Source organism: Sinorhizobium prairiense, from assembly GCF_029201645.2.
Lineage (GTDB): Bacteria > Pseudomonadota > Alphaproteobacteria > Rhizobiales > Rhizobiaceae > Sinorhizobium > Sinorhizobium meliloti_A.
On the sequence record NZ_CP104130.1, the window covers coordinates 149,110 to 175,754 of the forward strand.

At 59.5% G+C, this 26,645-nt stretch carries 21 protein-coding genes and 9 pseudogenes; 8 read left to right on the forward strand and 22 right to left on the reverse strand.

Annotated features, from left to right (window positions below):
* Window positions 1-67: 67 nt before the first annotated feature.
* From istB (N0Q91_RS00745) to N0Q91_RS00760, 4 genes and pseudogenes are all read right to left on the reverse strand, one after another.
* Window positions 68-868, reverse strand: a complete 801-nt coding sequence (gene istB / locus N0Q91_RS00745) for an IS21-like element helper ATPase IstB (RefSeq protein WP_275596090.1) — start codon at window positions 866-868, stop codon at window positions 68-70.
* Window positions 868-2,153: pseudogene (istA, locus tag N0Q91_RS00750) on the reverse strand (IS21 family transposase). The gene istB (N0Q91_RS00745) and the pseudogene istA overlap by 1 nt, the downstream one beginning before the upstream one ends.
* 74 nt (window positions 2,154-2,227) lie before the next feature.
* Window positions 2,228-2,873, reverse strand: a pseudogene (gene istB, locus N0Q91_RS00755) (IS21-like element helper ATPase IstB); the annotation flags it as partial.
* A 39-nt stretch (window positions 2,874-2,912) separates the two neighbouring features.
* Complete coding sequence (locus tag N0Q91_RS00760; RefSeq protein ID WP_275596404.1) at window positions 2,913-3,341, reverse strand: hypothetical protein; 429 nt, start codon at window positions 3,339-3,341, stop codon at window positions 2,913-2,915.
* Between N0Q91_RS00760 and N0Q91_RS00765 the strand changes: the two are divergent.
* Window positions 3,342-3,622: pseudogene (locus N0Q91_RS00765) on the forward strand (transposase); the annotation flags it as partial.
* 238 nt (window positions 3,623-3,860) lie between these two features.
* Here the strand turns inward: N0Q91_RS00765 and N0Q91_RS00770 are convergent.
* Window positions 3,861-4,124, reverse strand: a pseudogene (locus N0Q91_RS00770) (transposase); the annotation flags it as partial.
* A 180-nt stretch (window positions 4,125-4,304) separates the two neighbouring features.
* Window positions 4,305-4,506, reverse strand: a pseudogene (locus N0Q91_RS00775) (RHE_PE00001 family protein); the annotation flags it as partial.
* 431 nt (window positions 4,507-4,937) lie between these two features.
* On the opposite strand from N0Q91_RS00775, the gene N0Q91_RS00780 reads away from it, so the two are divergent.
* Window positions 4,938-5,204, forward strand: coding sequence for a lysozyme family protein (locus N0Q91_RS00780; protein ID WP_275596296.1), 267 nt, complete (start codon window positions 4,938-4,940; stop codon window positions 5,202-5,204).
* A gap of 64 nt (window positions 5,205-5,268) precedes the next feature.
* Here the strand turns inward: N0Q91_RS00780 and N0Q91_RS00785 are convergent, their stop codons facing one another.
* Window positions 5,269-5,481, reverse strand: coding sequence for a helix-turn-helix domain-containing protein (locus N0Q91_RS00785; RefSeq protein ID WP_275596297.1), 213 nt, complete (start codon window positions 5,479-5,481; stop codon window positions 5,269-5,271).
* A gap of 205 nt (window positions 5,482-5,686) precedes the next feature.
* Here N0Q91_RS00785 and N0Q91_RS00790 point away from each other — a divergent pair, with 205 nt between their 5' ends.
* Window positions 5,687-6,010: a transcriptional repressor TraM gene (locus tag N0Q91_RS00790; RefSeq protein WP_275596386.1), complete on the forward strand. Its 324-nt coding sequence runs from the start codon at window positions 5,687-5,689 to the stop codon at window positions 6,008-6,010.
* 3 nt (window positions 6,011-6,013) lie between these two features.
* Here the strand turns inward: N0Q91_RS00790 and N0Q91_RS00795 are convergent, their stop codons facing one another.
* The 13 genes and pseudogenes from N0Q91_RS00795 to traI form a co-directional block, all read right to left on the reverse strand.
* Window positions 6,014-6,718 (reverse strand): autoinducer binding domain-containing protein, encoded by a 705-nt coding sequence (locus N0Q91_RS00795; protein ID WP_275596298.1) that lies wholly within the window; start codon window positions 6,716-6,718, stop codon window positions 6,014-6,016.
* Window positions 6,719-6,904: 186 nt separating this feature from the next.
* Window positions 6,905-8,206, reverse strand: a complete 1,302-nt coding sequence (locus N0Q91_RS00800) for an IncP-type conjugal transfer protein TrbI (RefSeq protein ID WP_275596299.1) — start codon at window positions 8,204-8,206, stop codon at window positions 6,905-6,907.
* A gap of 12 nt (window positions 8,207-8,218) precedes the next feature.
* Window positions 8,219-8,656 carry a conjugal transfer protein TrbH gene (gene trbH, locus N0Q91_RS00805; RefSeq protein WP_275596300.1) on the reverse strand — a complete coding sequence of 146 codons (438 nt, stop codon included), beginning with the start codon at window positions 8,654-8,656 and terminating at the stop codon, window positions 8,219-8,221.
* A gap of 7 nt (window positions 8,657-8,663) precedes the next feature.
* A pseudogene (gene trbG, locus N0Q91_RS00810) lies at window positions 8,664-9,470 on the reverse strand (P-type conjugative transfer protein TrbG); the annotation flags it as partial.
* Between the two features lie 18 nt (window positions 9,471-9,488).
* A pseudogene (locus N0Q91_RS00815) lies at window positions 9,489-10,152 on the reverse strand (VirB8 family type IV secretion system protein).
* Window positions 10,153-10,172: 20 nt separating this feature from the next.
* Window positions 10,173-11,347: pseudogene (gene trbL / locus N0Q91_RS00820) on the reverse strand (P-type conjugative transfer protein TrbL).
* The gene (gene trbK, locus N0Q91_RS00825; protein ID WP_275596301.1) at window positions 11,341-11,532 is read right to left on the reverse strand and encodes an entry exclusion protein TrbK; all 192 of its coding nucleotides are present in this window, start codon (window positions 11,530-11,532) and stop codon (window positions 11,341-11,343) included. Before trbK ends, trbL begins: the two are co-directional and overlap by 7 nt.
* A complete protein-coding gene (trbJ, locus tag N0Q91_RS00830; RefSeq protein ID WP_275596302.1) occupies window positions 11,529-12,332 on the reverse strand; it encodes a P-type conjugative transfer protein TrbJ in 804 nt (267 codons plus the stop codon). Before trbJ ends, trbK begins: the two co-directional genes overlap by 4 nt.
* Complete coding sequence (locus tag N0Q91_RS00835; RefSeq protein WP_275596303.1) at window positions 12,304-14,760, reverse strand: conjugal transfer protein TrbE; 2,457 nt, start codon at window positions 14,758-14,760, stop codon at window positions 12,304-12,306. Before N0Q91_RS00835 ends, trbJ begins: the two co-directional genes overlap by 29 nt.
* 10 nt (window positions 14,761-14,770) lie before the next feature.
* The gene (gene trbD / locus N0Q91_RS00840; RefSeq protein WP_275596304.1) at window positions 14,771-15,070 is read right to left on the reverse strand and encodes a conjugal transfer protein TrbD; all 300 of its coding nucleotides are present in this window, start codon (window positions 15,068-15,070) and stop codon (window positions 14,771-14,773) included.
* Entirely contained in the window at window positions 15,063-15,449 is a 387-nt protein-coding gene (locus N0Q91_RS00845; RefSeq protein ID WP_275596305.1) for a TrbC/VirB2 family protein, read from the reverse strand. The genes trbD and N0Q91_RS00845 overlap by 8 nt, the downstream gene beginning before the upstream one ends.
* Window positions 15,439-16,416: a P-type conjugative transfer ATPase TrbB gene (trbB, locus tag N0Q91_RS00850; protein ID WP_275596306.1), complete on the reverse strand. Its 978-nt coding sequence runs from the start codon at window positions 16,414-16,416 to the stop codon at window positions 15,439-15,441. Before trbB ends, N0Q91_RS00845 begins: the two co-directional genes overlap by 11 nt.
* A gap of 11 nt (window positions 16,417-16,427) precedes the next feature.
* The gene (gene traI / locus N0Q91_RS00855; protein WP_275596307.1) at window positions 16,428-17,048 is read right to left on the reverse strand and encodes an acyl-homoserine-lactone synthase; all 621 of its coding nucleotides are present in this window, start codon (window positions 17,046-17,048) and stop codon (window positions 16,428-16,430) included.
* A 372-nt stretch (window positions 17,049-17,420) separates the two neighbouring features.
* Between traI and repA the strand changes: the two genes are divergently transcribed.
* From repA to N0Q91_RS00880, 5 genes and pseudogenes are all read left to right on the forward strand, one after another.
* Window positions 17,421-18,638 carry a plasmid partitioning protein RepA gene (repA, locus tag N0Q91_RS00860; RefSeq protein WP_275596308.1) on the forward strand — a complete coding sequence of 406 codons (1,218 nt, stop codon included), beginning with the start codon at window positions 17,421-17,423 and terminating at the stop codon, window positions 18,636-18,638.
* Window positions 18,635-19,672, forward strand: coding sequence for a plasmid partitioning protein RepB (gene repB, locus N0Q91_RS00865; RefSeq protein ID WP_275596309.1), 1,038 nt, complete (start codon window positions 18,635-18,637; stop codon window positions 19,670-19,672). The genes repA and repB overlap by 4 nt, the downstream gene beginning before the upstream one ends.
* A 234-nt stretch (window positions 19,673-19,906) precedes the next feature.
* Window positions 19,907-21,163 carry a plasmid replication protein RepC gene (gene repC / locus N0Q91_RS00870; RefSeq protein WP_275596310.1) on the forward strand — a complete coding sequence of 419 codons (1,257 nt, stop codon included), beginning with the start codon at window positions 19,907-19,909 and terminating at the stop codon, window positions 21,161-21,163.
* 129 nt (window positions 21,164-21,292) lie between these two features.
* Window positions 21,293-22,333: pseudogene (locus tag N0Q91_RS00875) on the forward strand (transposase).
* Window positions 22,333-22,632 (forward strand): hypothetical protein, encoded by a 300-nt coding sequence (locus N0Q91_RS00880; protein ID WP_275596311.1) that lies wholly within the window; start codon window positions 22,333-22,335, stop codon window positions 22,630-22,632. The pseudogene N0Q91_RS00875 and the gene N0Q91_RS00880 overlap by 1 nt, the downstream one beginning before the upstream one ends.
* A gap of 1,314 nt (window positions 22,633-23,946) precedes the next feature.
* On the opposite strand, the gene N0Q91_RS00885 is transcribed toward N0Q91_RS00880, so the two are convergent.
* Both N0Q91_RS00885 and N0Q91_RS00890 read right to left on the reverse strand, forming a co-directional pair.
* Window positions 23,947-24,381, reverse strand: a complete 435-nt coding sequence (locus tag N0Q91_RS00885) for a hypothetical protein (RefSeq protein ID WP_275596312.1) — start codon at window positions 24,379-24,381, stop codon at window positions 23,947-23,949.
* A 223-nt stretch (window positions 24,382-24,604) separates the two neighbouring features.
* Window positions 24,605-25,522, reverse strand: a complete 918-nt coding sequence (locus tag N0Q91_RS00890) for a recombinase family protein (protein ID WP_275596313.1) — start codon at window positions 25,520-25,522, stop codon at window positions 24,605-24,607.
* Window positions 25,523-26,645: the final 1,123 nt, after the last annotated feature.

The following is a 26,645-nucleotide window of genomic DNA, read 5'->3' on the forward strand; positions in this document are numbered from 1 at the left end:
GGCGTTGTGGACATGTCAAGCGACACGAGGAATTGACCCCTTTGCCGACATCAGGAATTGACCCCCTTTACTGGCTGGACGTTTCGTTGGGTTCAAGCGCCGCTCCGGTCTTCTGCAGAAGGCCGGAGCGGCGCTTTTCGCGAAGCCGGTAGCTGTCGCCCCGGATGGTGATGACCGCGGAATGATGAAGCAAGCGGTCCAGGATCGCCGTGGCGACGACGGGGTCCCCGAAGACACCTCCCCATTCGCCGACGGATCTGTTTGAGGTGATCAGGATCGAGCCCTTCTCATAGCGCCGGGACACCAACTGGAAGAACAGGTGGGCGGCATTGGCCTCGAAGGGCAGATAGCCCAATTCATCGATGATCAGCAGTTTCGGCCGCGACAGAAGCGTCAACTGCTTGTCGAGCAAGCCGTCGCTATGGGCCTTGGCCAACGTCGCCACCAACGTCGCCGCCGTGATGAACTGCACGTTGTAGTTCTGGCGGATCGCCTCGCGGCCGAGGCTGACGGCAAGATGCGTCTTACCCGTTCCGGGCGGGCCAAGGAGCAAGAGCGTGTCGCCATGCGCAATCCAGCGGCAGGTCGCAAGCTCCCGGATCTGCCCTTGATCCAGCGAAGGCTGGGCATCGAAGTCGAAGCCATCCAGCTCGCGTACGAAGGGGAACTGGGCGATCTTGCTCGACATGGAGATACGGCGCTCATCACGCCGGGCGATCTCCCGCGATACCAGGAAGCCCAGAGCCTCGCGCAGGTTCATCTTCGAGCGAGCCGCCTCGTCGAGCAGCGTGTCGAGCTGGTCGCGGATCGCCGTCAGCTTCAGCCGGTCGAGCGTTGCGATGAGCAGGTCATGGTCCACCTTCGTCATCACCAGCCTCCTCCGACAACGGCTTCATATTCCGCAAGCGGCCGCAGCAGCGCCGCGGGCGCGATCTCGATCGGCGCCAGGCGCACGGGTCCCTCGACACCGGCAATGCCGACAAAATGGGATCGGTCGACAATCCGTTGCCGTCGCCCTCGGTTCAGGGCATGGTCGGCCACAACCTGGCCCGCATGGCGAATGATCACGCGACCGGCCAGCACCACGACCTGGACACTCTCGCCGATCAGGCGCCAGGGCACCGAATAGCTGTTCGTGTCGAGATCGATGGCGCAGTCGGCCTGAACCTTGCGGACCAGATCCCGCAACTGCCCGAACGCAGCCCTGCCGGAAAGCGGACGTAGCGCCCCGGCCTCCGCAGCAAAGCGTTCCGCCGGCGCAACACCGGTGGTGCCGTGTTCCCGCTGGTCGGCAACCTCGCGCGTCCACCGATCCAAATGCGCTTCGAATGCCGCCCAGGTCTCGAAGCGGCGGCCGGCGATCGCGTTCTTCTTGACATAGCCGACTCCGCGCTCGTCCTTGCCCTTCGTGCGCGCCCGATACGGAGCGCAGGCGCGCGGCCTCAAGCCCCAGTAACGGGCAAAGGCGTGGAGCCGGGCATTGAACCTGACCTCGCGTGTCACCGCATCATGGTGCTCGACCAGCGCCTTCGCATTGTCGATCAGCACTTCCGCGGGAACGCCGCCAAAGCGCAGGAAAGCGCCCTCCATCCCCTCGACCAGTCCGTCTGCCGCTGCCGCTGCGAAGCCCGGATATGCAGCCGGCGCGAATAGCCGAGCGTGGCGACAAACACATGAATCCGCACCCGCTCGCCGCCGATCCAGACCCGCGTGTCGCCGAAATCGATCTGCATCTGATGGCCAGGCGCCGTCTCATAGCGCACCGTCGCCCGCTTCTGCGCTTTCAGTTCACGCCGCCATTCCCGAACCCGGCGCTCCACCTGCCGTAGGCTGATGGCGATCCCGTGCTCGCTTTCCAGCTCCTGGCGAATGACGTCCGCGTTGCCTTCGTGGCGGAAGAAGCGCTCCCGCAACCACTCATCCAGACCATCCAGCGCCGACGCGCGCGGGCGTCCTTTGTAGGCAATAGTCCCGCCTTCCCGAAGATAACGGCGAACCGTATTGCGGGCGCACTTGAATTCCTTCGCTATCCGTTTGGCTCCCCAGCCACTCTTATGCAGACGCACCATCGACATCACTTCGTCAGGTTCAAGCATCGCATCTCCCCGCATCCCTCTCGGCAATGCAGGATTCATCGAATTCTCAATCGACATCTATTCCTCCTCTCTAACGAGAGGGGTCAGTTCTTGATGTCGCTAGGGGGTCAATTGTGCATGTCGCCCGACAGGACAAGGCGGTCGAGGATGGCATCGGCGATCGTTGGATTGCCGATCATGTCATACCAGTGATCGACGGGCACCTGGCTGGTGACGATGGTGGATCGCTTCTCGTAGCGGTCCTCGATGATTTCGAGGAGATCGCGACGCTGCTCGTTGTTGAGCCTCTCGGGACCGCAATCGTCGAGAATGAGCAGGTCGGTTCTGGCGAGTGCCTTGAGGACTTTCGGGTAGCGGCCGTCGCCGCGCGCGAGCGCAAGGGTGGCGAACAGCCTGGGCAGGCGATGATAGGCGACGGAGAAGTCCTCGCGGCCTGCTTTGTGTCCGAGCGCGCAGGCCAGCCAGCTCTTGCCGACGCCGGCAGGCCCGATCAGCAGGAGACTGTGATGTTGCCTGATCCAGTCAGCCGGCGAGCTTCAGGAAGAGATTGCGGTCGAGGCCGCGAGCGGCGCGGAAGTCGATGTTCTCGACCTGGGCGTCATGGCGGAGCTTGGCGGCACGGGCTCTCGCCTCGAAGCGTTTCTGGCGGCGCGCGGTCGTTTCCCGTTCGAGCAGGATCGTGAGCCATTCACCGTGCTCGAGTTGTCTCGCCTCCGGTTGCGCCTCTAGTTCGTGATAGGCGCTCGCCATGCCGGAGAGGCCGAGTTCGCGCAGCATGTCGATAGTGGGATTGGTCCAGCATTGTCGGTTGTCTCCTCAATGAAAGTAGCCGGGGCCACGCAGATTGGCGTGTTCCATGACGGCGGCAGGTTCGGTGGAATGCCGGGTGGCCTTGTGTGTGGCGATGAGCGCAGTGATGGTCTTGCAGGTCAGGCCGCCGATCTCGACGGCGCGTGCCGACACGGCCTCGGCGCGATCACGAGGAATCTCGCGATAGAGGCGCAGGATGCCGAGGCGGGTCCTGAAGCCCTGTTCGGGATGCGGCCGGCTGGCGAGGATTGCGGTGATCAGCCCTTTGGTCTCGGGGCCGATGGACGCAGCCCAACGCCGGAAGCGATCCGGCGTCCACTCGGCATAGCGCCGATGCGCGCTCGGCATGTGCACGGGGTCCGTCCCAAAACGCGGGCCCCCATAGCGGCGCTGATGCGCGGCGACGCGCTTGCCACGGTGGAATATCTCGATCATCCGGGCAGTGGCGCGTTGGGCGCGACCGCATTGCTGGCCGCCATCGGCGATGGGCTGCAGTTCCGCAAAGCCCGCGATCTAGCGGCCTGGCTGGGATTGGTGCCCAGACAATACTCGACCGGACGCGCGACCGGCTGGGGAGTTGGCTCGACGGCCTTGAGGCTCGAATGCATCCCAACAAAGCCGTCGTTGCCCTCGCGGCCAAGTTGGCACGCGTCGTCTGGGCCGTTCTGAACAAGCCGGGCGCACTCTACGAACGTAGGGATCCTGCTTTCGCTTGATGCTCTCGGCTCGATTGCAAGGCTCGGGACGAGTGATGACGAAACAGTGGATCAGCATGCCGTAAACCCTGCGCAAAAAAGCGGGCTTCGTGCCCGAACCACTTATTGGGAACGGCGTGCGCGGTTCTCATCATGGCCTCGCTGCAACCGCAGTCCACTCGCGAGAGGCCGGATACATTTACGCAACTGGAATCGTCATCTACGGCGTCGCGACCCCTTGCACGGACGGGGCGGACCATACATTCTTTCCCAAAAGGTCTTTCGAAGCGGCATTGTCGAGCATGGCGTCTGCCAGGAGCCGTTTCAGCCTTGTGTTCTCGTCTTCCAGCGTCTTCAGCCGCTTGGCTTCGGATACGTCCATGCCGCCGAACTTGGCCTTCCACTTGTAGATGCTGGCATCGCTGACAGCGTGCTTGCGGCAAAGCTCCGAGACCGGCGTGCCCGCCTCGTGCTCCTTCAGAATGCCGGTAATCTGTTCGTCCGTAAAACGGTTGCGTTTCATTCCCTGGTCCTCTCAATGGGCCAGAGCTTACTTCAAAATGGATTATTTCAACGGGGGCAAGGTCAGTCGAAGTCGGACATCGTCACCTGGACCGTCCCGATCACGCTATGGAGATTATAGAAGAGGGCGATTGCGAGCATATTCGATTCAACTTCCTGGATCGAGATAATGCTGGGATCCTCACCGGAGGCCGAACTCCAGCACAATCCGCGGCGAGGCCTGCGGCGTGACCTCAAACGTTTGCCATGAACAATCCAACCAGTTCCGGCAGTTTGAACGAGGGTTGTCGGCCTGATAACTTTCGCGCCATCAACTGCCGCGCCAGCGCCAGCCGGTCATGTTCCTTCAGCCCGATTTCTGCGGCCCCAGTCAGGGCGTGAGCAAAGCGCTTCGATTCACAAAGCAAAGGTAACAGCCAGTAAATTTGCTCCGGTTACCACCCTCGAAGCCATTTTGACCATCTTAGGCGATCATTAACCATCTGTATTAACGTCTTAACTCTGGCAAACGGAAGCCAATCGATAGCATACTTCCGTCATTCGGACGTCAGTTTTTGCAAGCTATGCCTATCGATAGGGCCCCAGTATCGATGTCAGGGTTATTCCGTGTATAACTTCAGCTCAAGGTCGGGTGTTATACATCTATTATCGGAGCGGCGAATTAATCGGGCGACAGCCGAACACCGTGCTTCGGCTATTTCCAAATCTACGCGGTTTTCGCAGCAAACGGCACTCTTGGGATTTAGAGGCACGGCGACGGTAGGCAATCTCGCCGGCCCAACTAAACTAAAAATTCCCCGTCGGTTAGACGGGGATGGTGACTGAGTTTCTAAGTGGTTCCGACGAACCGCGACGTATTACTGCAGAGGACGCCGCCTACGCATGGAAAACCGGAGGGTTCGAGGGCGTGAGAGTGCTTCAGGCTCCAGATCCGGGAGGCAACCTTACAACAGGATATGTGTCCCCTTTGCGTGCGGAAGACAAACACAGCGACGTCCACCCAAGAGATGCCACCGCCGACACGGCCGACACCGGCAACATCGGCCTGCGGATAGACCTGTCGAGGATCGGCGGCAACTGACGATGACCGATCCACGACCGGGAATGGCCACCGATTGCAAAGAAGATCTGCTCGCCTCGCGCAGTCAGCCGGATTTCGTCACGAGCGCGGCCGGCTCCACACCCAAAGCGTCGGCGATCTGACCGAGAACGGTGACGCTTGCTGAAGTATCGGCGCGCTCAATTTTTCCGATATGGCGCGCGCTCAGCCCCGAGAGGTGTGCCAATTCTTCCTGCGTGAGGTGTTTGCCATGACGTATCCGACGCAGGTTGATCGCCATGACCTCCTTGAGATCCATGATGCGAGCGGAACTCAAATAGGAAGAATCGTTCCAGGAACGATAGTTCCGATTCGTTCCCGCACGTGTTATTGGTTGTGTCGTCGCGCATTACTTTGCGTTGAATGGGCTGCAATTCAGACCGTGCAGTCATGGCGCAAACGATATATTGCGCACAGTAGTGTTCTTGTGAGTGGGTGACGAAATGAAAGTTGAGGACAAACGGATGCCCGAGTGTAACGCATCCGGGAAGGCCGAGGGAACCACAGAGGAAGGTTCTCGTTACAGCTCACTGAAGAAAGAAGAGCTGGCGGCTTTGGCGGTTTCTGCAATCCTCCAACACCGGCGTCTTCTTACCGCCGATGAAGCTGTCTATCAAGAATGGCTCCGCGCCAGCGCCGATCCGTCCGTCTCGAGCGCAGTTCTTCAGAGCCTGCAGGACGAACATCTGGCTCGGCAGAAAAAGTCGCACGCCCAGCAGGAAGAACTCTCTGAAATCGTCGAGGCGCTTGGGTATGTCCCTGATGTCCCCCCGGAGGATGAGGACTGATGCTCAGATCAGTCCGCGGTCTTTGACAATCGCAACAAGCTGGGCAACCGTTTTGGCGTCGAACTTTCGCCGCGCGCTATCCAGATAGTGCTGCACCGTCCTCTCTTTGATGCCCGTCAGCTTCGCGGTGTCCCCCGCGCTCCTCCCCTTTATCGCCCACATCAGGCACATGGCCTCCCTTGGGGAAAGCATACGCTTAGGTGCGACGCGCATCGAGGCGCCGATGATCTTCAGGCGGTAATGAATGGTCATGACCGCCTGTAGCGCCTTCCGACCGTCTTGCAGTTTCGAAATGTCAGCCTTCCGCTCCGATGACGCCAGGGTCAGCATCATCTTCGAGCCGAAGCTACCCTCGACCGGAATTGTCACCCCGCTATAGATGCCATGTTCGACAGCTTGGTCGCGAAACCGCCGGAGCTCGGAAGAGCCGCGATCCGGCCAGTCGTCCGCTGTCCAGGCAAACACGTCCATACGGCGCTTGGCCTCCGTGACGACAGGGTCGATACAAGCGTAGTGACTGTTGAGATAAACGTCCTGCCATGGCTTTGGATAGGAATTGAAGGTCCGGACTTCGAGGCCTTCGGTTTGCAGATAAGCGAAACGCTCGAATCCGCATGCCTGCGCGAAGCTTTTGACCGCGTGCTTGATCATACGTTCATCGTGCGCGGCTTCCGCCATGTCGATTAGGGAGCGAAAGTCTTCGTCCACTGCTGTTCTCCTACCCTTTGTTATTCTGGGAGCCTTCCACTTCGCCGTGCCAGGTGCCGGTTGTCCGGAGCCCACGCACATTCAACCCAATGTCGATCTAAAACACGAGGAAGATATGTAATACTTTTGTCGCGGTGTGGCTCGACGCGATGCTCGGAATGAGAGATGAGTGGCTCCTCTTCCGGTCTAGCGGCCGCTATATGCTGATGGAAAAACGATGTCCTGATCCACCAGCACATTGAACTTGTAGCCCGGGCGTATGCGGATAGACGGCTGGACAGTGAGGTCTTTCGAGATTGTCTCTTCAGCCACGCGACCGAAGCTCTCCGCGAAATTGCGTCGTGCCGCGTCCGACGCTGTATCCTGCGTCGCCAGGGTCGAGCTTTCGGGCATGGACATATCGATCCCGGCCCCGATCAGTGCGATCAACGCGGCTGAACCGAATGCCCGCCAGAGATGGCGATCCACCTTGTCCTTAAACCCGCCGTAGCCTTCCGCGTCGGTCCCGCCCATGCCGCCGATCTGCAGCGTCGATCCGTTCGGAAAGACAAGGTCGGTCCAGACGACAAGTACCCGCTGCTGGCCGAACGAGATCTTGGAATCGTAGCGCCCGAAGAGCTTCGCGCCCTGCGGAATGAGCAGCCGATAACCTGTGCCGCTGTCGTAGACGTTGTGGCTGACCTGCGCGGTAATGCGGCCCGGCAGGTCGGAATTGAGGCCGGTGATCAACGTCGCCGGAATGACCGAGCCGCGCTTCAGCTCATAAGGCGACATCTGCCGCACGACCTGGTGCGGCAAATAACCGACATCCTTGATGTCCTGGTTGACGAAGTCCTCCTTCGAGCTCTGGGCGTTCGGATCGACGTTCTGTCCCATCCACCCTGATTTCATGGCTGCCGCATAAAGGTCGGAGGCGCTGCCCGCCGTTGTGTCCGTGTTGTGGCGGCCGGTGACGTTGCCATCTGCCGACGCCTTCTCAGCATCGGAAATATCCACCTTCAGCGGGGAGTCGAGAGCGGTTGCACGCGCTTGGATGCGAGCCATTCTCTGGCGCTGAGCTTCACGTATATACTGTTCATCCTGCTCTCGTTTGAGGCGCGCCTTCCATTCCTCCTCGGATTCCATGCGTGGCCGCCGTTCTTCGCGCTTAACCGGGCGGGCCCCCGCGACTGGCTCCTCCTTCTCGACTTTCTGCTCGACAACGGGCGTCGGCTGAAACGCTTCGCGTCCGACGGGCTCGCCGATGATGCCGTCGGTGACCCCGCGCTTGAGCTGGTCGCCGAAGGTCGTCGCCGGCATGTTCGAGGGGCTGTCGATATCGTTGCCACGGTTGAAGGAAAGACCGCGCCATGACAGGCCGATCGCGACGATGCCGCAGAACAGCACGATGAGGACGATGGCGAAAACGATTGGCAAGCGATTAAGGCGACGCATACCCTGCTGATCGTCCGCCTGGTTGGACGCGCCGAGCTGGAGCGATTGCACCATGATCTCCTCCCCTCAGTTGCGCTTCATAATCGAAAGCGGACTCGCCGGCGTGGCGCCGGCCGCCGTCGGCGTATAGGCGCGGCCGAGTGCGATGGCGGGTGTCGTCAGTCGAGCAAGAACCTGGCCGCCGATCCCGTCGATCGCATAGGCAAGCTCTACCGGCTGGACGCCCTTTCCAGTCTTCCCATCGACGATAACCATGTATCCCCGGCCCCTCAGGGCAGCCTCGAGCGCAGTTGCGAATTCAGAACTGTCATTCTCCATCCTGATCGTCGTCGTGCTGGCAGGGCCGATCCGCTCGACGAGCCGACTTGCCATGTCGTCGGCAATGGCGCTTGCGGTTGGTCGGGACAGAGCGACTGGAGCGGTGCCGGCGGTCAGTGCGTTTTCGGCCGTCTGGCAGCTGGAAAGAAGTGTGGCAGCGATAAGCGCGAGCTGCAGCTTTCGCATGGTCATCCCCCCGCCGAATTGTGATCTTCTGCTGCCGCCAGCCGACGCCGGAAACGAGAACCGCCTTGTCGACCGCGTAGTCGACGATCATCATGTCGTTCTTCATTCGGTAGTTGACGATGCGGTTCTGGCCGCCGGAGACGACGAAAAGAACCGGTGCGTCCTGGCCGGAAATCGACTTCGGAAACTGGATGTAGGTTTTGACGCCATCAGTATAGACGCGCTTCGGCTTCCAAGATGCACCGCCATTGATCGAATAGGAGAAGTCCAGCTTGTCGGGCGCCGACCCGGGACCGCCGCCCGTCTCCAGACGTGCGTTGATGTCGGCGAGCTTTGTGGAGGCATCCTCGGGGTATTCGAAGCCGGTGCGGGCCATGTACTGGCTCGGATGCGACTTTAGCTGAATGTGATAGGTGCGCCGGGAGGTCGTGACGACCATGGAGGTCACCAGCCCCGGTTCAGCGGGCTTCACGATCAAATGGATTGCCTGCCCGCCGGTCGCGCCCGAGGTCGCTGGCTCGACCTTCCAACGGACGGTATCGCCGACGAGAACGTCTCGGACGATCTCGCCGCCCTGGAGTTCGATGTCGCAGACCTGTAGCGGAGAGCAGACGACGGAGGGCTGGGTCTGGCCGAAGAGGAAGATGACCTTTCCATCGGGGCCGGTGGTAACGAGGCCCGGCGTTCCCCGCCACTTACCGGAAATATTCGTTCCCTTTATCTCATTCGTCGTCATGCTCTGCGCCTGGCTGCAATCTACGAAGACGAGTCCTGCCATGCAACCGGCGACTGCGATCAATCCTGTTTTGTGCATCGGATAAATCCCCTGCCCTTAAAGCTGTGCTGTCCAGTCGAAATCCCGGACATAAAGACCGATCGGATTGAGGCGGATCGTTGCCTCGTCCTGCGGCGCCGTCAGCGTAACCGTTGCGATGCCCCGAAACCGGCGCGCGCCGGTTTCCTTGCCCTTGCGGTCGCGCTCGTATTCGGTCCAGTCGATCTGATAGGTCTGGTTGGAGAGCGCCACGATATTGTTGACCTCGATGGCGACTGTGGACGTCTTCGCCTTCTCGAATGGCGAGTTGCCGCGGAACCAAGCGTTGATCTTCTCCGTAGACGGATCGGAAGTCCTGAAGCAGCGCATAGGTCCGGTCGATATATTGCTTTTGCACCACGGCGTCCGGCGTGATCGAGCGGAAGCTGCTTACGAAGTTGCCGAGCGTGGCGCGCACCACGCGAACATCGGCATACTCGATCTGCTCCGGGAAGCCGGCTGTCACCGACGTCCCGAGTTTGTCGACCTCGACGATGTAGGGCACGAGTGTGACCTGCGTGCTCAGGTACATCGAATAGCTGAAGCCGATCACGGCCATGGACAGGCCAAGAATCCCGACAAGACGCCAGGCTGCCGCCGCTTTGACATAGGAGCCGTATCGCTCCGACCATTCCTGGCGCGCGGCGAGATACGGGTTTTCCGGGGCACGGTTCGCTGCCATCGATCCATCCCTTTCTGTTGCTAGTCGTTGCGTTCGGGATGTCGCTTTGGAGCGCTGTGCCCGCTGCGGCTCTCGGCGAGCTTGGCGTTGGCCAGCCCGAGGAGCGATCCCGCATAGGCACCCGGAGAGCCTATGGCCTTCTCCTTCGCCGCGGATCCCGTAGCCTTGCCGGCCGAGCCGATAGCGGCCCCGACGCCTCTGAAGGCGGATCCCATGACCGAAGCGCCGGCGGTTCGGGCGGCTTGCCCCGCCGCGAACCCTGCCCCTGCCGCACCCGCTGCTAAGAACCCGGCGCCAGCAACGAAGGACATCGCTTGGCCGCCATGGCGGATCGCTTCCATACCCCCGGAAACTGACGCACCCTGGATGACGCCCTGGATGATGCTTGGAACGTACATGGCGATAATGAAGACCACGACGGAAATACCGGCGATGGCAAGGGTCGTAACGAACTGATCCGACGTGGCCGTGGGAGCTTGGGCAAGACCAAGCAGGACGTTCGATCCGATCTTGGCGATCATCACCAAGGCCATGAGCTTCACGCCGACGCCAAAGGCATAGACGAGATAGCGAACGGCGAAGTCTTTCGTGAACCACGTACCGCCCAATCCGAGCATGATCATGCCCGCGAGCAGGCCGACATACATCTCGACCATCACCGACACGAAAATCGCCGCCACAAGCGAGAAGCAGATGACGACAACGCCCATCGCCAACACCGCTGCGATCGCCAGTGCATTGTCTTCGAATACCCCGAACTGCGCCTGTTGCGACATTTGCGAGGCAACCCGTATGCCGGCATCAAACACTTCCGCCGGCGAGGCTGAACCGCCGCCGGCGCCGATCTGGAAAAGACTATCGACGACGGCTCGGGCGAGTGTCGGGCCCTGATCGAGAACAAACGCGAAGAAGCCGACGAACATGATCCGCCTGACCAACTCGGCAAACCAGCTATCGAGCGCAGCCGCTTGGATCGCGAGCCAGACGGCCGCAATGCCGATCTCGATTGCGGCGAGGATCCAGAAAGCGATCTCGCCGCATCCATGATGGTGGTTTCCCACCCCTTCGCTGCGGACGAGACCTGATTTTCCAGTTCGGTGAGAACCTGTCCCTCTTGTGCGAAAGCCGGAACGCTACATGCGACGCAAAAGAGCCCCGTGATCAGGTGCGAACGCGTGAAAGTTACATTCACCATCTCGGACGCATCTCCTGCGCATCTTTAATGGGAGGCAGCCCGCTGCCGGAGCCGAAGAACCTCTCCTGGGCAGAGCGCTGCTCGTCGGTAAGAAGTTTGCCGCTGTCTCTGGAAGTGACGTTCAAGGTGATCGCCGCCATCGAAAGAGAGAGGGTAACGAGCAAGAGGGCGTTAGCGCGGTTCACCAGCGGGGCTCCATCTTTTGACCTTCAGGAATGCTCTTGACCTCCGCATTGAAGAACTTTTCACGCCGAGCCTGGGCCAGGTCCTTGTCAGTCTGTTCGGTCTGAAGCCAGGTGCCCATCATGGTCATTTGCTGGGAGACGAGGCCCCGAAGCTTCTGCATCTGCGCGACTTGTTGAGCAGCGATCTGGTGCCCGACCTGCAAGGCTTTCATCTGGCCGTCCGCCGTCTCGGACATCGATCGCAACGACGACATCGTGCTTTCCTCCCTGTCGAACTGATCGGTCGTGAGGCTTGCCGCCTTCAGCGTACTGGCGATCGTGTCGCGGTTGGTATCCGACCAGGTTTGATACGTGGTCGAGAAGCTCGCTGCTTTCGGCAGATTGGTCTTGAAGTTGGCATAGCTCTGGAACCGCTGCTGAAGCACGTCGTCGGCATTTGCCATCGAAAACGAAATGCTCTGAGCCTGGTCGACGATACTGCGGAGCTGATTGAGATCGCTCTCGACCTCACCCCAGATATGAGACGGTAGCGCGGCCGTGTTTTGGAGCAGGTTTCGATAGATGTTCAGCTGGGTTTCGATCTGCTGGGCAAGTTGACTGATCTGCGTGAGCTGGTTCTGGATTTGCTCGCCGGATTGCCCGACGAGCGAAACCAGTTCGCCGTTGTTGAGCAACTGGGTCCATTCGGTTGCGGCACCTGTCGCCGTGCCGGCTTGCACTGGTCTGGCTGCGGCGATGAACGCCGCGGCGGCCAGTAGGCCGGCGCGCCGGTTAGTCGAAGTTGAGCAGCGATGCGGCATCGTGAACTCCTCTCGTTTTCAGCCAGTGGATCGGCCATTCGCGGCCATGTTCGGCTTTCAGCGCGCGGACGCGCTTCAGGTCGTCCTTGCCGGAAGCGCCGACAAAGCTCAGCGCTACTGGACCCAGCGCCATGTCGAAGAGCCGCCGGCCTTCCGGGGTGACAACGTAGTATTCGCGCTTGACGGTCGCGCCCGCGACGATCTCGATCTGCCGATTGTTGAAGCCGATCCGCTCATAGAACTCCCGCGTTCCCGGCTCGCGGGCGGCGCCGTTCGGGAGGCAGATCTTCGTCGGGCACGATTCCTTCAGCACGTCGATGATGCCGGAGCGCTCCGCATCCGAGATGGATTGGGTCGCGAGGACCACAGCGCAGTTCGCCTTGCGCAGCACCTTCAGCCACTCGCGGATCTTGGCTCGAAACACGGGATGACCGAGCATCAGCCAAGCTTCGTCGACCACGATCAAGCTTGGCGAGCCGTCGAGGCGCTTTTCGATGCGGCGGAAAAGGCAGGTGAGTACCGGCACAAGATTGCGCTCGCCCATGTTCATGAGATGCTCGATCTCGAAAGTCTGGAAGGCACCGAGCGACAGACCGTCCTGCTCGGCGTCGAGCAACTGACCCATTGGCCCATCGACTGTGTAGTGGTGGAGCGCATTCTTGATCTCGCGCATCTGAACGCCGCTGAGGAAATCCGATAGCGATCGGCCCGGAGCGCTGGCCATCAACTCGATTTGCCGGGAAATGGCATTGCGATGATGGGGCCGAGTGGGCACACCTTGCAGCGCGACCAGCATCTCGATCCATTCCGCCGCCCAGGCGCGGTCCGCATCGCTTTCCAGATCGGAGAGCGGGCAGAACGCGAGCACCCTCCCCTCACCTTCGTTGTCGCCGCCGATCTCGTAGTGGTCGCCACCGACCGCCAGCGTCAACGGCAGAAGTGAATTTCCCTTGTCGAAGGCGAAGATCTGGGCCCCGTCGTAACGCCGAAACTGCGCGGCGATCAGCGCCAGAAGCGTCGACTTGCCCGACCCGGTCGGACCGAAGACGAGAGTGTGGCCGACGTCCTCGACATGCAGGTTGAGGCGGAACGGTGTTGAACCGCTCGCCACCTGCATCAATGGCGGCGAATTCGCCGGATAGAAGGGGCAAGGAGCGACCGGATTGCCAGACCAGACGGAGTTCAGCGGAATCAGATCGGCAAGATTGCTGGTGTTGATCAGCGGCTCGCGGATATTGCAGTACCAGTTGCCCGGCAAGCTGCCGAGGTAGGCGTCGGTGGCATTGAGCGTCTCAATCCGTGCTCCAAAGCCTTCCGCCTGGATCAGCCGGCGTATTGACTCCGCCTTTTCCTGGAGTGCCTCGCGATCTGCATCGAAGAGCACGATGACTGGCGTGTAGTAGCCATAAGCGACCAGTTGCGACGTGGCCCGTGCGATCGCGTCCTCGGTCTCGGCCACCATGGTCATGGCGTCCTGGTCGACCGACCGGCTCTGTGTCTGGAATAACTGGTCGAGGAACGGCCGGACCTTCTGCTGCCACTTCTTGCGTGTGCGTTCAAGCGTATGGCGGGCTTCTTCCGCGTCGAGAAAGATGAATCGCGATGACCAGCGATAGGTGTGCGGCATCAGGTCGAGACTGTTGAGGATCCCGGGCCAGCTCTCTGCCGGCAAGCCGTCGATCGCGACCACGCCGAGAAACCGGTTCTCGATCTTCGGCGTCAGGCCGTGCTCGAGCTCAGCTGTCGCGATCCAATCGAGATACATCGGTATATCTGGAAGCCGGATCGGATGGTTTTCGCCAGTCACGCAGAAGCGAACGAACTGCAGCAACTCATCATACCGGGCGAAGCGCGTCCCTCCCCTTTCGCTGACCTCGCGCGTTTCCATGCGTCGGATCGAAAGCGTGTTCGCCAGATACTGTTCGATCTCGCGGACGGCGTTCTTGAACATGAAGAGCACCGTGTCCGCATAGGATTTCTTACGGCTTTCCTCGTCGGAGTAGATGTATTTGCTGAGCGCGGTCTTCTTGGACTCCAGTGGCCGGTAAGTGAGGATCAGCGCGTGCTTGCTCTCGAAATGCCCCTGCTCACGGGCAAAATGCGCCCGGCGCTCGGCGTCGATCGCACGTGTGACCGGATCGGGGAAATGGCACCGATCCTCGGACGGATAGTCGATCGTCGGAATGCGGATCGCTTCGACCTGAATCATCCAGCCGCTCCCAAGCCGCGACAGGATCACATTGATCTGCCGCGACAGCTCGTTGCGTTCGAGGGCGGTCGCACTTTCGGAATCCGGGCCGGCAAAGTACCAGCCGGCCATAAGACTCCCGTCCTTGAGCAGGAGGACACCATTGTCGACGAGGCCGGCGTAAGGAACGAGATCGGCGAAGGAAGGGCCTGTGGCCCGGAGGCGTTTCAAAGCTACCACCACCGCCTCCTCAATGCCGCCGCCAATGCGAACTGGTCGCCTTGTAGTAGGGGCGGTAGGAAACATGCCTCATGTAGACTTGCCGCATCAGTGGATCGACTTTCGCCATCGTCCTGAGCAGCCCGACGATCAACACCCAGACGGCGGTACCGAAGAGCGCCGAATATACCGTCAGGACGACGAAGATCAGGATGACGGCAGCTAGACCGGTGAGCAGCACCAGTTCGCGATCGCCGCCCATCAGGAGGTTCGGGCGGGACAGAGCGCGATGAATGCGATTGCGCTGCAGTGCGGTCAGGGACTCAGCCATAGGCCCCCTCCCCTTCTCCGTTGAAGCCGAACGACTGCCTCTGCTCGTCCGTCAGTCCGATCGAAGCACCCGTCGCGCCGAACAGGCCGACGATTTGGGTGGCGCCGAGCAGGATGCCGGCGACGAGGACGACATAGACGAGCCGCCGCGCAAAATCGTTGAGCTCGCCGCCGAAAATGAGCATGCCCCCGGCAATCGCCATTGCTGCAAGGGCAATGGCGCCCGCGACAGGACCGGTGATCGACTCCTGAATTTGCTCCAGCGGCGCCTCCCACGGCAGCCCGCCGCCAGCAGAGCTGGCGAGCGCGGGAGCAAACGGCGCGAGAACCATGGACGAGGCAAGGAGCGCGGCGATGGCGACTGAAGCTTTACGCGACATGACGCACCTCCTGCTCTTCGGTCGGCTGGTCTGATTCGATCGCGTATTCGCCGCCCGCAAACCGCTCGACCTGAATGACGTCGCGTATACGCCGTCCGCGCGAAGTTCGTTCGATGGAGACGATAACGTCCACCGCCTCGCCGATGACCTCTTGCATAGGCTGCTGGCTTGCCTCAGCGGTCAGCTGTTCGAGCCGTCGCAGCGCCGATACGGCGGTATTCGAGTGGATTGTCGCCACGCCGCCGGGATGGCCGGTGTTCCACGCTTTGAGCAATGTGAGGGCAGCGCCGTCGCGGACCTCGCCGACAACGATCCTGTCCGGCCGAAGCCGCATGGTGCTCTTTAGGAGCCGCGCCATGTCGACAGTATCGCTCGTGTGCAGGAGCACGGCGTTGTCCGCCGCGCATTGGATCTCAGCCGTATCCTCAAGGATGACGAGGCGGTCTTCGGGCGCTGATTTGACGATTTCGTCGATGACCGCATTAGCCAGCGTCGTCTTGCCAGACCCCGTTCCTCCGGAAATGACGATATTGAGCCTGGCGGCAATCGCGCTGCGGATTGTCGACGCCTGATGGGCGGTCATCACGCCAGAACGCACAAATTCATCGATCGGGATCAGCCGTGAAGCCCGACGGCGAATGGTAAAAGCCGGCTTTGCCACCACTGGAGGCAGCAGTCCTTCAAAACGGTGGCCGCCGATGGGCAGTTCGCCAGAGATGATCGGTTGCTCATCATCCACCTCCGACTGAAGGGCATGAGCGACGGTTCCGATCACCATCTCCGCGGCGGCGGAGGACATTTCGCCGGCCGGCGCAACACCGTGACCGAGCCGTTCGATGAACAGCTTTCCATCGGGATTAAGCATGATCTCGACGACGGTCGCATCGTCCAGGGCGGCGCACAGGTGATCGCCGAGCGCGTCGTGAAGCTTGCGAACGAGTCGCGGATGAGAACGAAGCTGGTTCAAGGCGATCTCCTTTACGCTACCTGGCTAACGGTAAGTTCGTATCGGTAGTTCGGTGGCCGGAGCTTCTGGAATGTGTCCGCATCCGCGGGCAATGTGCCCGCTACGGCCATGGTTACGCCGATCTTCTCGGGAGCACTCAGGCGCTGCAGCGGCCAGCCAACGCGAGCGAGGATTCGCTCGAACCGAAGATCAGTCACGGTGACGATCTCGGTGTAGTTATTCCCCATGCACCACTCGATGATGCCCGTGAACATGGTCAGCGTGGCCTCATGGACGGAGCCGTCTGCCCTCCCCTCTTCGAGGGTTGTGTCGACGCAGAACCGGGAGCTCTCGATCATCGACGGATGGGCGTGCAGCCGGCCTTGCGGAAGCAGTGAGGGAAACACATCTGCCAGCATGGTCGGGCCTGTAGCAGGAAGAAGGCGTGCACATCCCGCCAGTCGGCCGGCCGTAGAGATGGCCAGGATGTAGGTCGGTTGCAGGTCGTCGAACGCATCTGCCTCACGGCCTGCCGCAACGTCGACGTCCCAGTTTAGACGGTCCGAAAAGACCTTGGCGCGCAGCTCGTGATGGCTGTGGAGAAGCTGGGCTTCTCGGACATTTCTCGGTCTTGAGATCGCGAGAACCTGCATGAATCTCTCCGTCGTTGTTGGACGACGAAGAAATCAGCACGAATCGGAATTCGGCGGCAGTTGTAGAATCCTACAAGGTTTTTGAGCCCGATTCGCTCGGTAACGCGATTCCGCTCCGTGTCGGACGGACTTCGCGCATGTTTCGATGAGGCCAACCTATGTACGATTCACAGTAAAACAGAAGGAGAACGTAGATGACCTGTGTTTTCTCTAAACCTCGGATTTAACACGGAAATCTTCATGTGCGCGGCCAGCCGCGATGGTGTGTGTTAACCGTTTGTTAACCAAGCAGCGTTTGACGCAACTCGGGAATCGGTTAACTCTACCCGCGACGGAAATTGGGCGACGATCATAAAAAAAGCGTCGCGAGTGATGACAACCATGAACATGCGGCCAGAAAACATGACCGAATCGTCCGCCGAGAAGATTAGCAGGCAGTCTCAATTGCTGTCCGCACAGCTGCAATCGCTGCGGGAGCGGATATACGAGCCGAACGCGATCAAAACGTTGAAGACCTACACCTCACGCGAGGTGGCTGGACTGCTCGGAATAGCCGAATCGACTTTGCGGCAAATGTCGTTGGATGGCGAGGGCGTCATCCCTGACCGCCACGACAACGGCCGTCGCGCCTACACGCTTGAGCAGATCAACGAGACACGTGAACATCTGGCGCGAAAGCGACCCCACGACGCGCTTGAGTTTCTCCCCCGCCGAAGAGGCTCGGACAAGCTGCAAGTAATTGCGGTCGCGAACTTCAAAGGGGGCTCGGCCAAGACGACAACAACCGTTCATCTCGCTCACTATCTGGCCATAGCTGGTTTACGTGTTCTGGCCCTCGACCTCGACCCACAGGCCTCGCTGTCGGCCATGTTCGGCTACCAACCAGAATTCGATGTCGACGAGAATGAGACGGTCTATGCGGCAATTAGATACGATGACCGGCGGCGCCCGATCCGAGATGTGATCCGGAAAACTTACTTTTCTGGTATCGATCTGATCCCGGCCAACCTTGAGCTTATGGAGTACGAGCACGAGACTCCACAGGCAATTGCCGATGGTCACGGTCGTGGAGATGAGATTTTTTTCCGACGTCTGTCTTCTGTCATTCGCGAAGTGGAAGCTGAGTACGACGTGGTTTTGATCGACGCGCCCCCGCAGCTCGGCTATCTGACGCTCGGGGCACTATGCGCCGCGACCGGGCTTCTGATCACCATTCATCCGGCGATGATAGACGTCGCGAGCATGAACCAGTTTCTGGCGATGATGAGCGACCTTATGTATGTCATCGAAGAACGCGGTGGCGTGCTGAAGCACGACTTCATCCGGTATGTCATAACCCGCCATAATCCAAACGACGGTCCTCAGGTCAATGTCGTAACTTTGCTTCGCTCTCTGTTCAAAGAGGATGTTCTTGCACCAGCAGTTGTCGAGACTACTGCGATCGCTAGCGCCGGCCTTGAGAAGAAGAGCCTTTATGAGATGAGTCGAGGAAGCGTCGGCCGCGATACTCTCAATCGCGCTTTGGAGTCAGTCGATTCTGTCAACAAAGAGATTCTTCGGCACATCAAAGAGGTGTGGGGCAGGGCATGACCAATCCGCGCGACCGCAATCAGCGAATGAAAAGCCTGTTCGCCAACGTAAATCCTGACGAGTTGGTCAAACCGTCGGCTACCATGTCAGCTGACGCGGAGAAGCGGCGTGTGGGCTCGGTCGCTGTCAAATCAATGGACAGGGCATTTGTCTCCATCGAGGAAGAAAACAAGCGGCTGCATGAGCAGCTGCTGTCCGCCGAGTCGATAATCGAGATCGATCCTGACAACGTAGTTCCCTCGTTCGTCAGCGATCGGCTGGATATTGAGGGAGACCGGACGTTTGAAGCGTTTGTCGAGGGAATAAGGGAGGCTGGACAAAAGCTTCCCATCCTCGTCCGTCCCCTCCCCGGCCGACCGGGCCACTATCAGGCGGCGTATGGCCATCGACGGCTTCGGGCGTGCCGGATTCTGAAGCGCTCGGTGAAAGCGATTGTACGAGATCTTTCCGACGAAGAACTGATCATCTCTCAGGGGATCGAGAACTCTGAGCGCCTGAACCTCTCCTTCATCGAGCAGGCTCTTTTCGCGCTCACTCTCAAGGAGAAGGGTTACAGCCGCGAGACGATCGCCGAAGCACTCGGCCGAAAGGAACAGAGAAACGTCGCCTATATTTCCTTCCTGACAAACGCCGCGGCGGCGCTCCCCGAAGATCTCATCCGGCTGATAGGCTCGGCGCCTTCAATCGGCAGACCGAAGTGGGAAAAACTTGGCGCTCTCATTCAGAACCGTTCGCTCAATGCGACGCAGCGCCATGCTGTCGAAGCCCTCACCTCGAACGAAGATTGGGCGTTGGCCGACAGCGATCAGCGCTTCTCGTTGGTTTTGGGGGCGTTAGACAATGGAGGGAAGCCAGAGAGTACCGTCACGGAGTTAGCGATCGAAGATGGCAGCGTGGTCGTCGCCAAACGATCTGGGAATGCAATGACTATCTCGATCCCTGAGAAGCGTATCCCAGGTCTATCCGCATGGCTTCTGGAACGCCTTCCAGATCTCGTGAAGGAATATCGCGCCACACAGAAAGAGGGCTCTTAAATGAGGTGACAGCCGAGTTGAAAAAGGGTCTACCGACGCCAATCGGTAGACCCTTGATCCATTAGCCAGCAGACCGAAACCGATCCGCGACATCACTTTAGCAATCTGATTCTAGGACGGCCCGGCCAAACAATCAAGTCTCTGTAACTCCAGAGGCCGATTTTTTGCGCCCTCCTGTTGGCTTCCCCAAGCACCGAAGATGGGAGCTGTGGCTTACGCCGCAGTGGGAATCCTATGTCCGAAATTACACCCGTCGCGTCTTTTAGACGTGTCACACCAGCCATCGTCGCAAGCAGTCGCTTGGCAATGGCTAATGATGTGCCAGATACCGCGAAAGGAGACGTTGCCGTGCTACTGAAGCAGGCAGCTCCAATCCTCGGGATAGACGGCACGACGTATCACGTTATGGATATTCTCCTGGGTCTATCGCGGCCAGAGGACTGGAAAGGGACCGGGCGGCCCATTGTCGCCGTCTCGAACGCAAAGCTGGCCGAGTACACGATGCGCTCTGAGCGCACGGTAATTCGGTGTATCCGCCGGCTCGTCGAGGCTGGCATCGCCGCTTACCGAGACAGTTCGACTGGCCGACGGTTTGTCTATCGTGACACAGGAGGTCGCATCATCGCTGGATATGGAATCGACTTCACTCCAGCGCGGGTGCGGTTTGCGGAGATTAAAGAGAAGGTGGAGGCCTATCGCGCAAGGCTCGCGGCAGAAACCGAAGCGCGACGAGACGTATCGCGTTTGGCCCGGGCAATAGAAGATCTTTGCGATGCCTTTCCGGAGGATGCCGCAGATTTGAGAAGCCGAGTTCAAGGAGCTGAATTGACCGCGAATGGCATCTTAGACAGAGCCGAATTGTATCGTTCGCTATATACAGAGGCCCTGGAGAGGATCGATGCGCGCAAGGGAGAGAACAAAATGGCAGCCGAGGGTGACATCAATGTCAGGGCTAATACATATACTATCTCTGAATCTTCCTCTGAATGTAAGGATGCACGCTCCGGCTCTAACGAGCGAACATATTTGCTAGACCGCAGGACAGCTGCCCCGATGGCTGTTGAAGCAACGCCCGGCGAGCAGGCTCTAGGGCTTCAAAACAGGTACCCTCACCCCTCGAGTGAGAATATCCAGACACAAGTGCTGGGTTCGGTCTCGATCGGACTCTTGCAGAGCGCATGCCCTGAAGCGCAATCGATGATCGGCGCCCGTTTCGACACTTGGTCCGCGCTGGGTCGGAGCGGTGAAATGTTGCGCCGAATGATTGGGCTTTCTGAAGGCGGATGGATGGACGGGCGGCGGCGCGTGGGTGCATATGCCGCTGCGGCAATACTGGCGACTGTTCTCGAAAAATCGTTGCGGGATCCAGAGCAGATTTCCAAGCCGGGGGGCTACTTCAGAGCAATGGTTGATCGTGCCGCCGAAGGGAAACTCAACCTTGAACGCAGCCTCTTTGGGTTAATCGAGGGTAAATACGCAGCTTACGCGTGAACGATAAGCCCGCCTCGCTTTCCTTGGCAATAGTTACAGCTGTAACTCGCGCCCTTTAGCAGTCGGTTGAAATAGGCCTTGGTGTGAAGACTTTGCCGACTTTAGAGTTGATGGAAGCGCGGCACTGACGTGAGGATCGGTCAACTCTTCAGCTATGTCGATCGGGAGGATCGTCTTCCATGTCATCATGCGCTGCGGGCGATGCGGCAGATCGTGGACGACGCGCTCGTTTTACCGGAACGGGACTTTGCAGCGCTCTATTCACCGATCGGGCGGTCGTCGATCCCGTGTGAGAACCTCCTGCGCGCCATGCTTTGCAAGCATTCTATTCGATCCGTTCTGAGCGGCTTTTGATGGAGCGTATGGAATACGGCCATCTGTTCCGCTGGTTTGTCGGCATCGGGATTAACCATCCGGCTTGAGAGCATTCGGTGTTTAGAAGAACTGCGACCGAGGCGACATCGCTGCCAAGTTCATGGTGGTGCGATCCAGGCGCACCGCAAACTAGAGCGGCCGCTGTGAACGGACCACTTCTCTATGGCTGGCACGCTGATCCAAGTCTGAGCATCGATCAAGATCTTCAGGCTGAAGGACGGCGCGGGCGAACCCCCATCGGAAGGCATGCGGAAGCCGACTTCCTTGACGGAAGGCGTTCCAACGAGACGCATGCTTCAACAACTGACTCACGAAGCGGGACTTTATCGGAAGGAGTTCAACCTGTTCTTTATGGGCCACGGGCTGATGGAAACCGCCATGGCTTGCTGGTCGGTGCCTGCCTGACGGAGGCCAGCGGTATGCCGAACGGGTCGCGGTGCTGCAGATGATCGACTCTTTTCTGACCGGTCACAAGCGATCATGCTGGGTGACCGACAAGGCCTATGACATAACGGACTAAGTCAAAGATTTGCGATCGATGAAGGTGGCGCCCCAGGTGGCGCAGTACGTCAATGGTCGCGGCTCGGCCATTGACGGGCGTAGGACGCGCCATTCTGGCTTTGGGTTTAGTTTACGTATCCGCAAGCGCATCGAGGAGGCGTTCGGCTGGATCAAGACAGTCGGGGGGCTGGACAAGACGAAGTTCCGTGGCCGCGACTGCGTCGGAAGGGCCCTCACCTGCGGGCACCGGCTTATGATCTGGTGCGGTTACCGAAACTGGTGGCGGTGCCGTGATGAGCGCGGCTTCAAACTGCCGCCTGATCGGCCGCTGGCGGATCGTCGAGGCCGATCTCTGGCACCTGGATTATCTCCAACTGGCTGAGCCTACCGCAATCACCATCGCGCCAGACGGTCATCGCGATATCGCCTTCGCGATCCAAGCGACGCTCGATATCGGATCCAACAGGTCCGTTGTGTCTTTCACGTGGTCCGGGTTTGACAAAAGGGACGAGGTTTCGGGCGACGTTCATACCGAATTGCTCGACGATGACTCGATCGAGGCGTACCACAATGTTGACCGAGGCCGCGTTTAAGGCCATACCAGAGACAAACTGCTAGGTCGCGCTGGAGGATGCAGAAAGCTGCAGGAGTTACAGCTGTAACTCGGAAGCTTGGTCTCCTCCGACTAAAGCAGGGCCAAAGTGCCCTGCCCCTTCCCGGAGACGTGTTTGTTTAAAGGAGGTCTCCGAACGTGAGAGGCGCACGTCAATGGCATACCCAGCGATTATGGGCTTGCTCGCACGGCTCCTTTCTGCGGCTCCAGTTTGCTGAACGCGGACGGGATCAGCAGGGTCCGACAACGGTTTCAAGCGCAGTGACATCGGCAGAAAGGTTGGTTTTGGAAGCGACCTGCGAAGGTAGCGGGTTCATTTCGTAGATTAGTACCAGTGTCGAGGACACTTCGTCCCGACGTTCGAAAGTTTGGACGATCCTTCGAGTGACCAGGTCGCAACAGTTTTCGGAAAGCTCAGGCCATTGCCGCGCCGAAACGTTGGGCCCGGCTCTAGCAAGGTTCCAGAACATAGGCGAGGCTTACGCTAATGAAGGGGGAGTTCTCAGTCGCGGCGATATGATCGCCTACAGACAATCTCAGCTATAGTTCTTGCCGGGGACTTATGCGCTCACGTTTCGTGTATTCCGGCGGCCGCGACACCCAGGTCAGCGTGGCGTCAATCGCTGAGGGTACAAACCTCGATCTGGGTGCGTTCATTGCCTAAGATGTCATGCAGGCGGCCGACCGTCGCTCAAGCCTTGCTTCCATAGTGGAGGATCACACTAACTCTGACCAGTGGAGACAGCACCGTAAGACAGACGAATTCCTCGTGATCGGCAGTCTTGCTATGGCCGAGATGGATCGAGAGCGAGGGGAGGGAGGCGCCGCGCTTGTCTTCGGCGTTCAGCTGCTCCTTGCGAAGGCCAGCGACCTCGCTGCGGCGCTGGCTGCCGGAGGCGAAGGTGACATCAGCATGGCGCCGTCGCGCAGATCGCGACTGTAGCCCGAGCAGGTGGCGAGCATATCCCTGACTTGGTGGCAGGGAAGGCGAAGGTGCCGTCGAGACTACGCAATTTCATTTCGTCAACGTCGACCGGCTGGCAAGGTTGGCGACACACAGTTGATGGTGCGTAAGGACCAGAAGATCTCCGAAATTGCCATCTCATAATGCTTGTTCGACCTGGACCGGCATGCCGTGTTCCGGATCGGCTCTCCACCGGCGCGGATCCCAAAGCTTACGGCCGACGAATAGAGGGGAGGGCAATCGAACGGCGATCTCGAATATAGGCGCGGTCGGAGGTGAGCGGGGCAGGGCGGTTCCTCCCATACCCTGATTGGCGAGCTGCTTGCGATGTCAAATCTCTTTGCCATGCAGAAGGATCGGAAAGTTTCCGATGAACACCGTCATCCACACCGCGATCGCTGTCAGCAGGAGGCCTTGGACACTTGTCGCGAGCAGCAGGCATATTTCACGGGGTTGCGCTGTGCCTGCATCCAGACACGGCCAAATGATCTCGCTGACGCACACGCCAATTGACAAGCCAAACACGACCGCACTGGCGCCTGTCAGAATACCGCCAACACGATCGCTCAGGGATTTTGCGACAGAACGGGTCTTCTTCCATTTGAAAACAGCCGATAGGGCTGCCGTGCAGATGATTACCACAGCCGTTTGATGGCCAGACTCGGCAGGTTTCCGATATACTCGATACTGATCTTGACCGCGGACTCGAGCGGCTCCAGCAGCCGCCGGATCAATCCGGGGAGAAGGCGACGGCAAATAGAACAAGAAAGCTCATGCAGGGCGGGGTGAGGTCCGCCCGCATTAAGTGTTGACGGCAGCGTCATTTCGGTGTTGGTGCAATTTGCGCCTCCTGCGGTTAGTTTCGGGTTCGAGCATCAGCTGGAATATGTCTCGCTCTTCCCAGTTGCCAGATTGGATGTCGCTGATTTTTACATTGACAATCGACGAGATACGCCCACATCGAGGGGCAGGCAGCTGAAATCCGCGCTCAAGAGCGAACGAGCCCGAAGCGACGCGCCTCGTCCAACAATACCCTGACGGAAGACGGTTGCCATTTTCGGCCGCCGCGCGGCGGCCGCTCATGCATCTGGTCCAATTGGGCGGCGATGTCGCGCAGCGACAGATCAGGATCGGCGATAGCAATGCCCGCAACGAGCCGCATCAGGTGATCCTCGCGGGGCCGCCGCGGCGATCGGGCAAGCAGTTCCGGTTCCGCGAGCTTCTCGCGCACCAATCGATGCACCGCCCGACGCAACCGTTCGACCGTCCACTGGTGGACCCTCCGGTTGAGGATCCGCACGATATTGTCCCAACTGTGCTGCGGGCGCAGTCGCCGTACGGTCGGCAGCCACGTGTGCGTCGACGCAATCAGCTCATTGAGGTAGGCCCGCTCGCGCGCCACTGAGACCGCACGGATTGCCTCCGGCCGGCGTTCCCGAAGCCCGGGATTGCCGGCGAGCCTCCCTCGAGCCTTGGCGGCCTTCATGCCGGACTTGGTCCGTTCGGCGATGAGTGCGCGCTCAAGCTGAGCGACAGCGCCAAGCACCTGCAAGGAAAACATGCCTTGCGGCGTCGAGGTATCGATCGGATCGCGCAGCGAGCGGAAATGCACGCGGCGCTTCTCGAGATCTTCAATAACGTCGAGCAAATGGCTGACCGATCGGGCAAGGCGGTCGAGGCGAACGACCACGAGCACATCGCCGGCGGCAAGATCCTTGAGAAGCTTCGCCAGCACCGGCCTTGCGCGTGAGCCACCCGATCCATGCTCCTGGTAGATGCGGTGACAACCGGCCGTCCGCAACTCGTCCACCTGCGCGTCGTTGAGCTGTTCGTCCGTCGAAACGCGGGCGTATCCGATCAGCCTTTGCGACAGGGGAGGGGGACTGAGGTTTGCAGCTCTTACCATCGTGTTTCTTTCGGCCGTTTCGGGGCGGTTTGTACAAATAAGACATGCGTGAGAAAACGTTCCTTTGTCAGCGTGTTTTACACTCGAAATAGAAGGCCGCACAGCGCAAAATCTGGTCGGTAACTAGCGTCGGTCGTCGATGGTCGGGAAATCGCGCCAGCGGCCTTCTGTGGCCGAAACGCAGTCAAGTTGACTGGTTCGAAGGATCGGGTACCACCCTGCGTTTCAGATGGACTTTGAGATGGAGAAATAGCCTGGCGACAGCTTCGCGCCCGACCGTTCGGACGAAGGTCAGTCCACTCGATCAGGCAAGCCGCTGAACAAGGACGAAAAAGGGCGGGAAAGCCTGGACTTTCCAAGCGAATCGGCAGATCCAGGACGACCGACAGGCGGGAAACCTGCTCCAGATCCGTCACTATCGATACTGGGTCCCTATCGATAGTAACCCAGCACGCAAATGGCCGTCCGAATGACGGAAGAGTTAGTCTGGTTAGCTTCCGTTTCTGAATTTTTCGCGCGTTAATTCATATGGTTAATAGATCATGAAAGTCGCTTCTTCGGCATGACCGAAAGTAACTGGGGCAGATTGGGTGGCAGTGCCGTTTTGATGTTCGCGGGCGTCGTGACGCGAGCGAATCGTGCAGTGCAGACGAGTCGATGACACCGGGTCAGAGACGGTGGATGGCAAGACGAACGCGGTGGGATTGACGAGTTCGAATGAAGGCATGCTGGTTGCGGTCAGTGACGGGTGTCCTGGGTACGACGGAGACCACATCGGGCCGGCTGGTGCCGTCTGCCTGCAGGGGGAGAGGCGCTTAGGCTTTTGCCGCGACAAGGGCGGCCAGCGGCGGAATGGCGGGGCCAACGAGGCATGGCGATCGCCGAGATCATGCCAGGAGACAGGCCGAGCTTTTCCTAGACAAAGCTACCGGGAATTGCCGATCGACTCTGGGTTGAATGTGGTGTTGATATGCTCCGGAGAAGCAAACTGATTCTATGGACCTGGAAGTGGCAACCACATCATACGAACTCACGAGATTAGATTCGAACACGTTTGAGCACCTGGTGAATTCATTAGCTCTTCAAGTCATTGGTGCTGGTCACACAGGCTTTGGGCCAGGAA